The sequence below is a fragment of the Methanospirillum hungatei JF-1 genome (assembly GCF_000013445.1).
GTDB classification, from domain to species: Archaea; Halobacteriota; Methanomicrobia; order Methanomicrobiales; family Methanospirillaceae; genus Methanospirillum; species Methanospirillum hungatei.
Genome location: NC_007796.1, coordinates 3,307,198 through 3,321,508 on the forward strand (window position 1 = coordinate 3,307,198; position 14,311 = coordinate 3,321,508).

Annotated in this window: 13 protein-coding genes; 9 read left to right on the forward strand and 4 right to left on the reverse strand. The window is 48.8% G+C overall.

All coding sequences use genetic code 11. From position 1 onward, the window contains the following. Nucleotides 1-156: 156 nt before the first annotated feature. A complete protein-coding gene (locus tag MHUN_RS15845; RefSeq protein WP_011449974.1) occupies nucleotides 157-360 on the reverse strand; it encodes a helix-turn-helix transcriptional regulator in 204 nt (67 codons plus the stop codon). Continuing rightward, nucleotides 350-772: a DUF2178 domain-containing protein gene (locus MHUN_RS15850; RefSeq protein WP_011449975.1), complete on the reverse strand. Its 423-nt coding sequence runs from the start codon at nucleotides 770-772 to the stop codon at nucleotides 350-352. Before MHUN_RS15850 ends, MHUN_RS15845 begins: the two co-directional genes overlap by 11 nt. A 110-nt stretch (nucleotides 773-882) precedes the next feature. Between MHUN_RS15850 and MHUN_RS17890 the strand changes: the two genes are divergently transcribed. From MHUN_RS17890 to MHUN_RS15870, 4 genes are read left to right on the forward strand one after another with little or no spacing between them, the layout of a single operon-like run. Then, the gene (locus MHUN_RS17890; RefSeq protein WP_011449976.1) at nucleotides 883-3,519 is read left to right on the forward strand and encodes a PAS domain S-box protein; all 2,637 of its coding nucleotides are present in this window, start codon (nucleotides 883-885) and stop codon (nucleotides 3,517-3,519) included. Continuing rightward, complete coding sequence (locus tag MHUN_RS15860) at nucleotides 3,516-4,583, forward strand: hybrid sensor histidine kinase/response regulator (RefSeq protein ID WP_011449977.1); 1,068 nt, start codon at nucleotides 3,516-3,518, stop codon at nucleotides 4,581-4,583. The genes MHUN_RS17890 and MHUN_RS15860 overlap by 4 nt, the downstream gene beginning before the upstream one ends. Nucleotides 4,584-4,595: 12 nt before the next feature. Beyond that, nucleotides 4,596-4,991 (forward strand): response regulator, encoded by a 396-nt coding sequence (locus MHUN_RS15865; RefSeq protein WP_011449978.1) that lies wholly within the window; start codon nucleotides 4,596-4,598, stop codon nucleotides 4,989-4,991. A 27-nt stretch (nucleotides 4,992-5,018) separates the two neighbouring features. Continuing rightward, nucleotides 5,019-5,396, forward strand: coding sequence for a response regulator (locus tag MHUN_RS15870; RefSeq protein WP_011449979.1), 378 nt, complete (start codon nucleotides 5,019-5,021; stop codon nucleotides 5,394-5,396). A 55-nt stretch (nucleotides 5,397-5,451) separates the two neighbouring features. Here MHUN_RS15870 and MHUN_RS15875 read toward each other — a convergent pair whose 3' ends face one another. Further along, on the reverse strand, nucleotides 5,452-6,726 hold the full coding sequence (locus MHUN_RS15875; RefSeq protein WP_048067622.1) for a PKD domain-containing protein: 1,275 nt from the start codon (nucleotides 6,724-6,726) through the stop codon (nucleotides 5,452-5,454). 55 nt (nucleotides 6,727-6,781) lie between these two features. Here MHUN_RS15875 and MHUN_RS15880 point away from each other — a divergent pair, with 55 nt between their 5' ends. Next, entirely contained in the window at nucleotides 6,782-8,902 is a 2,121-nt protein-coding gene (locus tag MHUN_RS15880; protein ID WP_011449981.1) for a M13 family metallopeptidase, read from the forward strand. A 1-nt stretch (nucleotide 8,903) separates the two neighbouring features. Continuing rightward, nucleotides 8,904-9,353, forward strand: coding sequence for a hypothetical protein (locus tag MHUN_RS15885; RefSeq protein WP_048067624.1), 450 nt, complete (start codon nucleotides 8,904-8,906; stop codon nucleotides 9,351-9,353). Here the strand turns inward: MHUN_RS15885 and MHUN_RS15890 are convergent. Then, nucleotides 9,346-10,899, reverse strand: coding sequence for a tetratricopeptide repeat protein (locus MHUN_RS15890; protein ID WP_048067625.1), 1,554 nt, complete (start codon nucleotides 10,897-10,899; stop codon nucleotides 9,346-9,348). The two genes, MHUN_RS15885 and MHUN_RS15890, sit on opposite strands and share 8 nt — an antisense overlap. A gap of 208 nt (nucleotides 10,900-11,107) precedes the next feature. Between MHUN_RS15890 and MHUN_RS15895 the strand changes: the two genes are divergently transcribed. From MHUN_RS15895 to MHUN_RS15905, 3 genes are read left to right on the forward strand one after another with little or no spacing between them, the layout of a single operon-like run. Then, nucleotides 11,108-12,709 (forward strand): hypothetical protein, encoded by a 1,602-nt coding sequence (locus tag MHUN_RS15895; RefSeq protein ID WP_048067626.1) that lies wholly within the window; start codon nucleotides 11,108-11,110, stop codon nucleotides 12,707-12,709. After that, nucleotides 12,706-13,683, forward strand: a complete 978-nt coding sequence (locus tag MHUN_RS15900) for a hypothetical protein (protein ID WP_011449985.1) — start codon at nucleotides 12,706-12,708, stop codon at nucleotides 13,681-13,683. The genes MHUN_RS15895 and MHUN_RS15900 overlap by 4 nt, the downstream gene beginning before the upstream one ends. A gap of 47 nt (nucleotides 13,684-13,730) precedes the next feature. Beyond that, nucleotides 13,731-14,273 (forward strand): hypothetical protein, encoded by a 543-nt coding sequence (locus tag MHUN_RS15905; protein WP_143709549.1) that lies wholly within the window; start codon nucleotides 13,731-13,733, stop codon nucleotides 14,271-14,273. Nucleotides 14,274-14,311 lie beyond the last annotated feature (38 nt).

The following is a 14,311-nucleotide window of genomic DNA, read 5'->3' on the forward strand; positions in this document are numbered from 1 at the left end:
CTTTTTGCGTTCCAGCTTTGGTATCACCTCCGAACCATTCGTGCAGGACAGTTCCTGCGCATGTATAGTTATATTTACATTCTGTTATATCTACTTTCCTCATGGACAAGGACTCTCAGCTTTTTGTCAGCAATTATGCGCATTTTCAACCCATATTCAAGGAGAAGATTCTTCAAATACAAATATCTCTTCGATGGTAACATGGAACCGGCGTGCCATTTTAAAGGCTAACTCAAGGGAAGGATCATATTTTCCCTTCTCTATTGCAAGAATGGTCTGTCTTGTCACGCCAACTTCCCGTGCAAGGTCTTCCTGAGTCATGTCATGCATAGCTCTGAAAACCTTGATCTTATTCTTCATCCTCCCCTCCGGCACCAAATTTCCGCTCGTACCAGGAGATGAAAAGGATGTACACGATGATCATCAGAAAGACAATGAACATGAGGAGGAATGAAAACCGGGCAATCTGGTACGAGAATGGTCCAAACGTGTCTCCCCCGAGACTGATTACCACGCCACCAAGGGCATATGAAAAAAGCGTTATTCCCATAACCTGCAGGGTTCGCAGGGAAGCTTTCTCAGTGATCAGGTGTGAGCGTTCATCAGTAATCACATCATCAACCATCTGCCTTGAAATCCAGGCTGCCAAAACCCCGATTATAACCGCTCCTGTCATAACCAGGGGTTCAAGGTTCTCTACCGACCAGAAAAATATCCCGACTTCAAGAATTGCGATGACACCAAGGAGAAGGAAATATGTGTATTGCTTCATAATGCTTTGTAACGGATTAGTGTATCTACGCCGGAGAGGATAAGTATATTTGTCACGATAACTGGCAAAATCCCAATCGGGCTGTTGGATGCAGTATGCTAGGTAAAAATATGGTTTCTGATCCTCCGATACGGGTGCTCTTTGTGGATGATGAACCCGGGATGCTCCAGGCAATCCGGGATTATCTCTCCATAGTTCATTCCATCGGGGTTGATATCTGTAATTCCGGTGCTGAAGCCCTTACCAGGGAGGATCTTTTTGGATTTGACTGCTTGATTATTGATTACGAAATGCCGGACATCGACGGAATTGTTCTTTTAAAAGAGATTCGTCAGATGAATACTGATATTCCCATCATCATCTTCACCGGAAAGGGACATGAAGATGTTGCGATGGAGGCCATCAACGCCGGGGCTGATTTTTACATCAAAAAGGGTGGGAATCCAGAGGAACTCTTCACTGAACTCGCGCATTTTATCCGCACAGGTGTCAGCAGACACCGGGCTGAGCAGTCACTTGTGGAAAAAGAACGCCGGTACAGGGCGGTTGTTGAGGATATGACCGAATTCGTCTGCAGGATGAATGCAGAAGGAGTCATCCTTTTTGTCAACTCGGCCTTTCCAAAAAGTCTCCAAATACCATTTGATACTCTGAACGGAGTGACATTTTACTCACTCTACCCGGACCATAAGCGGGAGATAGAAGAGGTCATCTCCCTCTGTGACCCGGACAATCCTTCAGCCCAACTGGAACTGCCATTTCAGGGAAGTCATGGAAAGACCATCTGGCACAGCTGGGTAATCAGAGTCATATTCGATGATCGGTTCGATATCCAGGAGATACAGGCAGTTGGCAGAGACATATCAAGACAGAGGGAGCTTGACAGGCAGGGAACCATACTCAGAGAACTTGGGATCTCACTTGCCAGTAGTTCAACCCTTGAATCTGCTCTCAGTTTCTCTCTGTCTGCAGCGATAGAGATAGGCGGTCTTGAGACCGGTGCAGTCTATCTGTATGACCATACCTCTGGCAAACTCTCCCCGTTCCTTGACCAGGGGCCATACCGGGCAGCATTACACAGACTCTACGAGGAATTTTCCAGGATTGGAGATGAAATGATCCTCAATACCGGAGATCCGCTCTATATGAGCATGACTGACCTGCACCGGTATGAAAGCAGGTTTACTGCACTTGCATTCATCCCAATTATCAGATATGAAGAGGTAACCGGCTGGTTCATCCTGGCCTCAGACAACCTGATCGAAGTCCCATATGAGATAAGAAGTCCTCTTGAGGGAGTTGCGTCACAGATAGGAAATGTTATCTCACGAATTGAGGCTGAAGAAGCACTTCGGGATGCTCTTATTGAAAGTGAGGAGCGATATATGCAGCTCTCAGAGACATCTCCTGATGCCATTGCAATTTTATCAGGTAATTCTGTAGTCTATCTGAATCCTGCTGCGAATGCACTCTTTGAAGTGGACAGCCCTGATGTCTTTATCAAACAACCACTCCATGATTTTCTTGATACTGACCTGCAGAACTGGTTTCATGAGATCCTGAAGACCAAGGCCAGAGAGAAGAGTCCAAGAGCAGGCGAAGGATTTCTCAAAACGAAAAATGGCCGACAGATATATGGTGAGCTCATCAGCGTTCCTATCTCCCATGCAGGAGAAGATGCAATCCTTCTGCTTATCCGTGATAAAACAAGTCAGCGGATGCAGGAGCAGGCATTGATTGAGAGCGAACGCCGGTTTCGTGAGATGGCTGATCTCCTGCCCGAACCACTTTTTGAAGCTGATACAAACGGAAAGCTAACCTTTTGTAACCGTGGCGTTTTCGCTCTTCTTAGTGCATCACATGTTCCGGGTACCGATATCACCATGGCATCAGAACTGGTTTCCGCGCAGGAGCAACTCAGGTTTTCCACCATTCTGAAAAAGGTCGCAAATGATCTGATGCCGGTTTCCGGGGACTTTATTGCTGCAGGAGACCCTTCGGATCCGCGAATTATTCATCTTTCCCTTGCCCCCATCCTCCGTGACGGGGTTTTCTCCGGCACCCGGGGTATCCTCATTGATATTACCGAGAACAAGCGGTATCAGGAGAAACTCCACCATATGATCGAGGAGAAGGATGTGCTCTTTCGTGAACTGCACCACAGGGTAAAGAACAACATGCAGATCATATCAAGCATGCTCCAGCTGCAGGAAGAGTACATCACCGATGAAGTCATCCTCTCAGCCCTCCATGATTGTGAACAGCGGATCGACTCAATGGCCCTTGTCCATGAGACATTATACCGGACCGAGTCACTTGCAGGCATTCCCTTCGGGCAGTATCTTGAGGATCTTGCACAGGCAGTGACCGAGGGATTTGCAACCGTAAGGGATATCAGGACTGATATCGATGTCGGAAGTATCATGCTCAATCTGGATACCGCTGTCACCATCGGACTTATCGTAAATGAACTGATGGTAAATTCCATGAAATATGCCTTTGTGGACCGGCCTTCAGGGCTTATCACCATCAGGCTGACGTGTGAGGATGAGGGATGCAAGATGCGGTATTCGGATGACGGAGTTGGTCTCCCACCAGGATTTGAGATTGAAAAGATCTCCAGTCTTGGGATGCGACTTGTGCGTATCCTTGCAAGGCAGATACGCGGATCATTATGTATTGAGAGTGAACCTGGTGCAGGAATGATCTGCACCGTTACCTTCCCGAAACAGGCAGGAAATATATGACCCAGGTGCTTATCGTTGAAGATGAGGCAATTGTGGCTGAATCTATCGCATCCAAACTTCGCCGGTACGGATATGAAGTGGTTGATACTCTTCCGACCGGAGAAGAGGCAGTAGATAAAGCTGGAAAAACGAGGCCTGATGTGATCCTCATGGATATTCATCTGGCAGGAAAGATGGACGGGATACAGGCCGCAGATCGGATCTCAAGCCAGTATCATATCCCGGTGATTTTCCTAACTGCCTATGCTGACGAACAGACCATAGCCCGTGCAAAAGAAGCAGGTCCCTTTGGATACCTTGTAAAACCATTCAGAGAACGGGACCTGTACGTAACAATTGAGATGGCACGGGAGCGATCCAGGCTTGAAGCAGAACTTGAGGCGGCAAACCGGGAACTTGATTCGTTCAGTTACTCAGTATCGCATGATCTGCGGGCACCACTCATTGCTATTGATGGATTCTCCCGTATCCTTGAAGAGACCTATGCCGGGTACCTTCCCCCTGACGGTGTTGAATGTCTGTCCAGAATCAGGCAGGCAGCAAACCAGATGGACCAGCTTATCGAGGACTTTCTGCGGCTCTCACGAGTAACCCGGGCACCACTCCAGATGGAGAAACTTGACATCTCCCGTATAGCACGTGATATCCTGGGTCAGCTGGCAACGCATGATCCTGACCGGAGGGTTCACTGGAGGGTTGAGGAAGGACTGGCAGCATATGGAGATCCTGGCTTGTGTGAGATTGCCCTTAAAAATCTTATCGGAAATGCATGGAAATATACGATGCATACTAATAATGCACAGATCCAGGTAGGTAGCCTGATGCAGGGTCAGACACGGGTGTTCTTTATCAAAGACAACGGCGCAGGTTTTCCATCCGAGAAAGCAAACCTCCTCTTCATCCCTCTGCAACGGCTTCACTCCCACCAGGAGTTCCCTGGAAATGGCATCGGCCTTGCAACAGTACAACGGATAGTGCACCGGCATGGTGGACGGATATGGGCAGAAGGGGCTACCGGTGAAGGAGCAACCTTCTTTTTTACCCTTCCGGAAGAGGCGGGATAAACTGGAGGATATATGCCAACGGTACTTATTATTGACGACGAGGATCTTGATCGGAAAGTCCTTCACTCCATTCTGCTTTCTGCAGGGTATGAAGTAGTCGGGACAGCACGAAGCGGAGAAGAGGGGATAAAACTCAGTCGAACACTCAAGCCTGATCTTATCACCATAGATCTTATGATGCCGAAGATGAACGGGATGGAGGTCCTCATAAAACTGATGAAGGAGAATGCCAAGACAAACGCTTTGATCTGCACATCAGCCCATTCTGACCCGGTTGTTGATCTGGCCATGCGATATGGGGCAAAGGGATATATCATCAAACCATTCCAGGCCAGATCCCTCCTCGCAACCGTAAAGGAAGTAGTCGGAGCACCTGACCCTGCACGGATGAATGTGTGGAATTTTTAAAGATTCAAAAGCGAGGGATAGATACAGATGGGAATCCTGATTGTAGACGATACAGACTTTGATCGCAATCTCCTCAGATCCATTCTGCTCTCTGCGGGGTATGAGATATCAGGCCTTGCTACCTGTGGTGAAGAGGGAATCAGGCAATATCATGCATTAAAGCCAAATCTGGTCATGCTCGATCTCATTATGCCAGACATCAACGGAATTGAGGTCCTGCGAAGGATCAGGATCGATGCCCCTGATGCAAAGGTAATGATGTGTACATCAGTCGGTGAGGAGAGCATGGTAGACCTTGCCAGGCGGATGGGTGCACGGGGATATGTAGTAAAGCCCTATATCGCGGATAATCTTCTTGGTGCAGTTCAGAAAATTCTCGGTCCGCCGGGAAAATCCAGAACCTGATACTTTGCATTTTCTTTTGCTCCTTTTTACCGGTTATTTGACAAATATTCAAAGGCTATAAAGAAGGAACAATGATACTATGTACTACGGTTCCTTTCCCATGCTTTCCTGACAAGGTCAGACCGACTTTATAGGTTCCCGGATTCTGATACCGGTGAACAGGATTCTCCTCCCACGAGGTATATCCATCACCAAAATCCCAGAACCAGACGTCAGGATCCCCACCGGATGTGGAATGAAACCTGATGGTGGCTGGATCATTGGGATCATCTTCCCAGGTATATGATGCACGATACACATCAACGACCCCCGTATCCCGTGCCTGGCTGCAAAGATTTGAGACCGTATAACTGACGAGATATCGTCCGGGGTTTTCATACCGGTGAAAGAATGGATCTGATTCTGACGTTGTTGTTCCATCTCCGAGATTCCATGTCCCTGACAGGGGATTGTTCGTCACCGACCCGGTTGAGCGCTGGCTGAATCTGACCTCAAGTGGCGCATATCCTGATACTGGTTCGATAGTAATTATGGTATTTACTTCAGGGACCGTCCCGACTGATACTTGTTTATTCATCAAAGACCAGGCCTGGTTGGTTGCATCAGCAGGGTATGTGATCGTGAAGACATCGTGGTGAATTCCAGGCAGAAAAACAACCGGCTGACCCCTGTCTGCAGAACCGGGATGAAACATATTTAATTCCCCGACCGGAAGGGAAACCGGGTGATCATGTCTGGATATATACCCGAATCTGGCAGTATAAGAACCATCGGCATTTCTGCATACCACTCCGGATTCAGGAATCAGCATCCCCGGAACCGGTGTCCCGGATGGAACAGGAGTCTGGGTAGCGAGAGGGGTGGCAACCGGCAGAGCTGACAGGGAAGCCATCAGGCTGTATCGGTTCAGGACAGATGTTACCATCTCCTGGTCCATGATGTAGCGCGCTCCCTGTGTTCGTTCAGTACTCCCGTCCCAGGAGAGAAACCGGATCATGGCTGCCTCTGCCCCGGGAGGAGGATCTCCTTGAAAGGTATACACATCAGGATCCGGTCTTGTTTCTTGTGGATAATCCTGAAAAGAGTAGGTTCGGTTCTGGTGATCGACCCATAAAATTCGTACAATCCAGCTATCAGCAGAACTCAGGTCCTGTCCGGAACTGTCGGAAATGTGAGGAAGAAGCGATGTATTGCTGCTCTGTTCCGGACCTGGTCCAGCGGTAAATAAAACAGATATTCCTGCAGCGATAATGAGTGATATAACAATGATGATAAGAACGAAATGATAGTGGTTATCAGACGGATCCATTGCAGTTCTTACATCTTTCATGTCATAAGCCAAGAGGGCTTCCCATCAGTTCATGTTTTATAAGGAATATCCGATTATGAATTCCAATACTATCATCTTTCAGAATACATCGCGCGAAAAACATTCAGTAATTACTATCAGGATGATGTCACACTCCACCGTAGTTCCCGTATCAGTCCTGATCACTATTCTGGTCCTGACCGGTCCGGTGCTTGGCACTCCGATCTCCACAGCAACGCCGCCAGGTATGAACCTGTCAATTGATCCAGGAGAGGATTTCTTTTCATACGCAAATTACCACTGGATTGCCGACCATCCGGTCCCTGAAGATCAAAAATTCTATACTGCTTTTGAAGAAGTAAAAGAGTTGGTTGACAGCCGGGTGAGAACGCTTGTAGAAGAAGCAGCATCAGATTATGATGCAGAAAAGGGAACCCCCCGGCAGTTACTCGGATCATTTTACCGTGCAGCCCTGAACGATGAGTCAAATGCAAGGACAGGACTTACCCCGGTCCAGGATGAACTTGAGGAAATTGCACAGGCATCGGATCGGAGTGAGATTCGCATTGTCACATCAAATCTCACCGCACGGGGACTTGACCCATTTTTTATCCTGTATATTGATGAAAACCCGGAGAAGAGAAAGGAGCTTATCGCGACCATAGAGACCGGTGATTTCACCATCCGGTTCCCTCCATTCTATGAACTTGAATTTGATGAGGCCATCAGGGTTCAGAATCTGATGAAAGAGTATGTCACTACAACCTTCATGGAACAGGGAATGGATCGTGAAAAAGCCCTCCATGCAGCCGATGTGGTATTCAGGATTGAACGACGGATGGCTCAGGCCGAGATGGGTATGAATACTTCCCATGCAAACTCCTCTGAAGAACTCAAAGCCGGAACATACCAGGTAGCGGATCTGCGTACCCTCTTTCCAGGTATCAGCTGGGATGCTCTTCTGGAGAGATCAGGAAGACCTGATCTTCAGGAGATTTACATTATGAACCCGCATTACCTTCGGGAAGTGGGCAGGATACTCTCATCAGAACCGGTTGAAGATCTGAAACTCTTCCTGACCTGGCGGGTTCTCCAGTATGCAGCACCTTATGCCACCCCTGAAATGCAGGAGCGGTATTATGAATTTTATGATGTGAAACTCTCAAAAGGGGAGATAACACCTCAAAAGGATCGGATTTTTGGCATCATGAACCTCTACCTGGGAAACCCGATCGCCCATCTGTATGTGGATCGGTATTTTAGTGCTTCTGACAAGGCAAAGGCAGAAGAGATCGTCCGGAATATCAGGGAGGTAATGAGGGAACGGGTGCAGAACCTCTCCTGGATGAGTCAGGAGACGAAGGATATTGCCCTTTTAAAGATGGATTACCTGAAAGAGCAGGCAGGATATCCGGAGGAGTGGGGGCAGTACCGGAACCTGACCATCGAAGACACGTCATACCTTGAAAACATGCTGGCCCTGACTGAATACTTCACCAACGGGAGCCTGCAGCTCTCTGGTGAGCCCTCCGACCCGGATGTCTGGTATGTATCCCCGCATGGTGTTGAGGCACACTATGATCTTGTCCATAACCGGATCATTGCCCCGGCTGGATTTTTAAACCCGCCCTTCTTTGATCCGAAGATCGATGATGCCTGGAATTACGGTTCATTCGGCTGGGTGTACGGCCATGAACTCATTCACATGATCGACATTGGTGGCCAGCAGTATCACCCTGATGGTAAAAAGGAGAATTGGTGGACAGACAGCGATGCTAACGAATATTTCCATGCGGCATGGCCTCTGATAGTGCAGGTTAATTCAACGCAGGTTCAAGATAACCTGACCCTGAACGGGACACAGATGCTGATAGAGAGTTCAGCAGATCTTGGAGGCCTTACGCTTGCATATAATGCATTTCTCAAATCCCGATCAGATCCCGATACACTTGATATACCGGGAATTGACGGCCTGACTGATAGGCAGCGGTTCTTTGTTGCATTTGCCCAGGCCATGCGGGGGAATATTACCGATGAGAATCTGCGTAATGTTACCGCCACAGAGGATCATCCCTGGAATAAATTCAGAGTAAATACAATCCCTTACCACCTGGATGCATTCTATGAGGCATTTCCTGATATCAATCCTGGTGATTCACTCTACCTGAACGAGACTGAGCGGGCACGACTCTGGTGATATGATGCGAAATTTTTCAATCCTCTATGAAATAACTGCGATGATGATGGTCATTGCCATCCTCATCCCTTCGATACCCGCAAACCCGGTACGAGGAGCTGATGATCAATTCCTGAATATTCAGGCAAAAACAGATCGGAGTTATTATAGTCCGGGTGATATTATCAGGATAAAAGGGACGGTTTCAGGAGAGGAAAATATCCCGGTGCAGTCACGACTATTGTTTCAGTTTCAGGGCATGAATACAACAGCAAACACAACATCTAATGGATCATTCTCTGCACGAGTTCCTATCTCGCTTATTGAACCTGAGAGCATGTATCGCCTTATTATTTCTGCTCATGCGGACGGGTATGAAGAAAAAAATCTTTCAATCCCCATTATAATTATGGGGGAGCCCTCTTCTCTTGCTCCCGCTCCTGTTATTCCGGATGAATTCTCCTCTATCTGATTTTAACCAGGGAGACATCCACATTTCTAGCCTTGTATGGGTACTGCCGTTCAAGGGTTGAACGAAGTACAGGGGTATTCTGCCCATCCCTAACCCATCCTCCATCATATGAACGGCGGATGATATCCGTACCATACTCTCCGGTCTTCGGATTGTAAGAGAGGATGAGGAGCTGTGCGGCATCTGCACCCCGGTCGCGGGCAACGATATCACCTTCCCGATATTTGGGCTCTGTACCCGGAGGAGAGGAGTCTGCCCCTATTCCTATCTGGCTGAGAGCGATCCGGTTTACTCGGGCAGGATAGGTGTGTTCAAGATCGGCCCTACTCATCCATTCGGCAGTGGTATCAGGACGGTATCCCCATTCTCCCGTGTAGTACCTGCTGATTGTATCAATTGCATATTCATCGGTTGCCGGATCATATCCCAGGACAACACGTACCTCCTGGGTGGATCCTGATGACCGGGAGATGAGATCACCGGGAACATAGAGAGGGTTTTTTCCTGCTGCAGAGGTCGTGGTGCTTCGTGCCTGATAGGGAGTTGCAGGTTTGAAGACTGAATCAGCCGGTACCGGCAGCTCTGCAGTTTTCTGATAGAGCAACTCGTACTCCTGCATGCTTCCATTCCTGGCAAGGCCTGGCTGAACTACAAAATACCCGTCATTTCGTCTGATTAATTCCTCAATCCGGTACTGGTTATCTGGCAGAAGTTCAGAGATGAGCAGGTAGGTCCCATTCTCTTTTCTGAGCAGAACATCCCCGGGTTTAAACAGCGGATCATGGGGGATGAATACCGGTTCTTCGATAACCGGTTCTTCCTCTATCACCGGGAGGGTCAGGGTCTTTGTTATTACCTCACGGGAAGATTCATCCTGGAACAGTGCAGTCACCCGGAATGTGACAATATTATTATCAGAGACAGGATAGAGGTCATCAATAGGTATTGCCAGGGTTGAGGGAGGATATGGATTCAATATCCGGGGGACGGGGCCGAGTGAGTCCATGCTCTGATTGTTTACTGTTATCTCAAATTTCTGCACCTTTTCTAAACCAGGGCCACCGGGATTATTGATGATCACCAGATCTTCGGTGATATCAATGATCACCGGGATCTCTCCAGATGATAGTGCTTGTGGAGGAGGATTGAGAACAGGAGGGAGAACCAGGGCTAGCATGACGATAAGGGCGATAATGCCGACAATCCCGATGGCACGATATAAAACAGGAATTTCTGAAAGCTGAGGGAGTTGTAATGCGGAGAGGTGATCCTTCACACTTTTTTTCATATGGCCTTGATTCTTCTCCCTGTTTCTCATGTATACTTCATTGGAGGGGTCAAGAGTAAGGGCATTCTCAAAGCACACTTCGGCATCTTCATATTTTTTCATCCTGGTAAAGACCACCCCCAGGGCATTCCAGGCACGATGATCTTCTTCTGATGCCTCAACCACCTGCATCAGGAGATCGGATGCCTTTTGTAATTCTCCTCTCCGATATGCCTCAATTCCATTTTTATACAGTATCTGAATATCATCATCCATCATGGAACACACCTGACCCCCAATCAAACCTTACTTATTATATGGTTTTCTCACGAAGAAAGGGTATCCCCAATCAATACTGCTTGTTTACGCTCTGTCATGCCATATGGCCGGAACGATGACATAAAACGTCGACGTGAGGGAGGTATTACGGACTGAACAGGGAGGCTGGTGAAGAACCTTTATATTGACTTTCTCCGAATATTTCAGAATGGGGGAGAGAATCGTGCTGAGGCATTACTCGTTGATACTTTTCGGTGTCCTTGCAATACTCCCGGTAATGGTATGTGGGGCAGCGCCAGGAGATATACTGAAAAACCAGGTATTCGGACTTCCGGAGGGGGCTGAATGGGGGTATGGCCTGGATACCTCACCTGATGGGAATACAACCGTATGCGGTGTAGCATATCCGGATCAATCAATTAATCTTGAGCACCTGGGGAATGGCGATGCCTGGGTCCTCAGATTTGATACGAACGGGTCTATCATCTGGGAGAAACTCTTCGGGGGAAATGAGACCGATTATGCGTTGTCTGTGAGGAATCTTCCGGATGGGGGGGCGGCAGTCATCGGTACCACCGGTTCATACAATGGTGATGTAACCGGCTATCATGGAAACGGAGATCTATGGTTCATTAATCTTGGACCAGACGGAAATATCCGCTGGGATCGGGCCCTTGGTGGCAGTCTGACTGATGAGGGATCGGACGTTGTTTTACTGCCGGACAGAGGATATGTTCTGTGCGGGTATACCATGTCTTCAGACGGATATACCAGACGACAACTCGGGGGGGGAGATCTCTGGCTTATCAGACTGGACAGGAATGGAACCGTTTTGTGGGAGCAGACCTATGGCGGGAGCAGACGTGACAGCGGGGCCAGTATTACCCTGACCGGAGACAATAGCCTCGTTGCGTGTGGAAATACCAACTCAACCGACGGTATGGTATCCGGAAACCGGACCAGCAGCGATGTATGGGTGATAAAAACCGATCTGAACGGGACCGTGATCTGGGAGCGTTCCTTTGGGGGTTCGGGACTGGAATGGGGCCATTCGGTCATCGAACTTACATCAGGAGACCTCATGGTTGCTGCAGTCACTGCATCGGGGGATGGTGATGTCGGGAAAAACCATGGAGCAGGAGATGTCTGGCTGATGCGGATTACCCCTGATGGAACCCTTGTCTGGAAACAGACCTATGGCGGAAGCTTTAGTGACAATGTCTGGAAACTTGAGCCGTCACCGGGAGGAGGAGCATACCTTGTTGGAGACAGCTACTCAGTTGATGGTCACTTTACCGGTAATCATGGTGAGTCGGATCTGCTGATAGCTGAAGTGGATGGAGACGGGAACCTGCTCTGGTACAGACAGATCGGAGGCTCATCAGTTGATCGGGGATCCTGGGTGAAACATACCAACGCCGATACCCTGATGATCACCGGTATGACTGCATCATCAGATGGTGATATATCAGGGGATCATTCGAGTGGTGATCTCTGGATCCTTGAGGTGGAAGGGAGTACTGCCCAGCCGGTTTCAGAGTCTGAACCACTGCCAGCAATGACGATTCCGGCAGAACCTGCGATCGGCCCACTGGGTGGAGACGGCCCGGTTCCGACCGATCCTGATGGTGATGGCAGATATGAGGATATGAACGGAAATGGCAAGACGGACCTGCAGGATCCAACGGTATTCTTCAAGTATTTCTCCTGGCTGCAGAGTCAGGGATATGTATCTGCATTTGATTTTAATGAGAACGGAGCCCTGGATCTGAGCGATGTCCAGGCACTATTTACGGAGATTCAATCATGAAAATTTCCCCAGTATGTATTATCCTGATTATTATGATCGGGTTTGTTATTTCAGGAGTTGAGGGCGCGACAGTATCCATACAGCCTGCAACACTTTCGCCTGGAAATACAGGTACGGTAGATATCCTGCTTGACTCGGCATCAACAGGAATATCCGGGTACCAGATGACCGTGCAGTCTGACAATGCTGCAGTAGCTGTGGTGACCGGAGCAACATTTCCTTCCTGGGCTGCTCTCTCAGAAGCAGTACCTGGTGACGGGGGATCGTATGCTCTCCGGGCTATTGATCTGAACAGCGGAGTAGAGGCGGGTGCAACACAGGTCACCCTTGCCACCCTCTCAGTACAGGCGGCCGGTAGCGGGACTGCACAGATTACGATTCAGAACCTCCAGATCGATGATGATGCAGGAAATCCCCTTCAGGCAGAAGCAAAGAGCGGGACGGTAACGGTATCCGGAGGCGCACCTCCGACAGAACCATCAACCCAGGAGATCCCGGTTACTCTTCAGACCGGATGGAACCTTATCAGTATCCCCATGCAGCCTGCTGCCGGTTTTGAGTACGCGGATATTTTCAAAGATGTTCAGAGTGCCGGCCATTCGATTCTGACATATGATCCTTCAGCCGGGTGGATAACTATAGGGAAAGGCGACCGGCTGATCCCCATGACGGGATACTGGATATACACAACCAGTCCGGTCACCATCCCTCTGACCGCTCAGGGATCACCAACCGGACCGAAGAACCTGAACGCAGGTTGGAATCTTGCAGGGATCAGCGGCACCTCAACGCAATCTGCTGAAACTGCCCTGTCAGGAATCTCATCATGGTCATATGTTGTCTCGTACGACGCTGGCAGGCAGCAGTACCGGGATGCAGGCATAAAAGGGGGACAGAACCAGATTATGCTGACTCCGGGGGAGGGGTTCTGGATTTATCTTGATGCACCCGGCACCCTCAGCCCAGGTACGTAAAACAAACCCTATATTTTTATACTCCCTTTTCTTAGGACATATTCAGAATGGAGACTTGGAACATGATGTACAAAACCGGATTATGCTTTCTGTTTATTATCCTTCTCGCCGCAGGAGTATCAGCAATTCCTCCGCTGCCATACGAATTCTATGGTAATGTATCAATAAACGAAACACCCGCAGAAGTTGGAACAATAATTATCGCGAAAGTAAATGGGACCGAAGTTGGTAACATCACCACTACTGCTCCTGGTGCATATGGGGGAGCGGGGACTTTTGACCGCCGTCTGGTAGTCAATGGAGCTGAAGACCAGATAGGTGAGTACATCACCTTCTGGATTGGAGAGAAGCAGGCTGCCCAGAAGGTCAAACTCTATGCAGGTGAGTCTCAAAAACTTGATCTGACCTTCACCCCTGGAAAAGAGGGGAGCATCGATGCATCAGTCACCCCGTCCCAGTCTGGAACCATTGCCAATGTCCCGACCGGTGAAGAAACACCGGTAGCAACAGAGACACAGACGAAGGCACCGCTCTTTATCGCCCCGATAGCAGCAGGACTTGCATTAATCATTCTTGCCCGCAGAGACTAATGCTGCACCCCGCTTCTTTTTTTACGTGACCGACACAT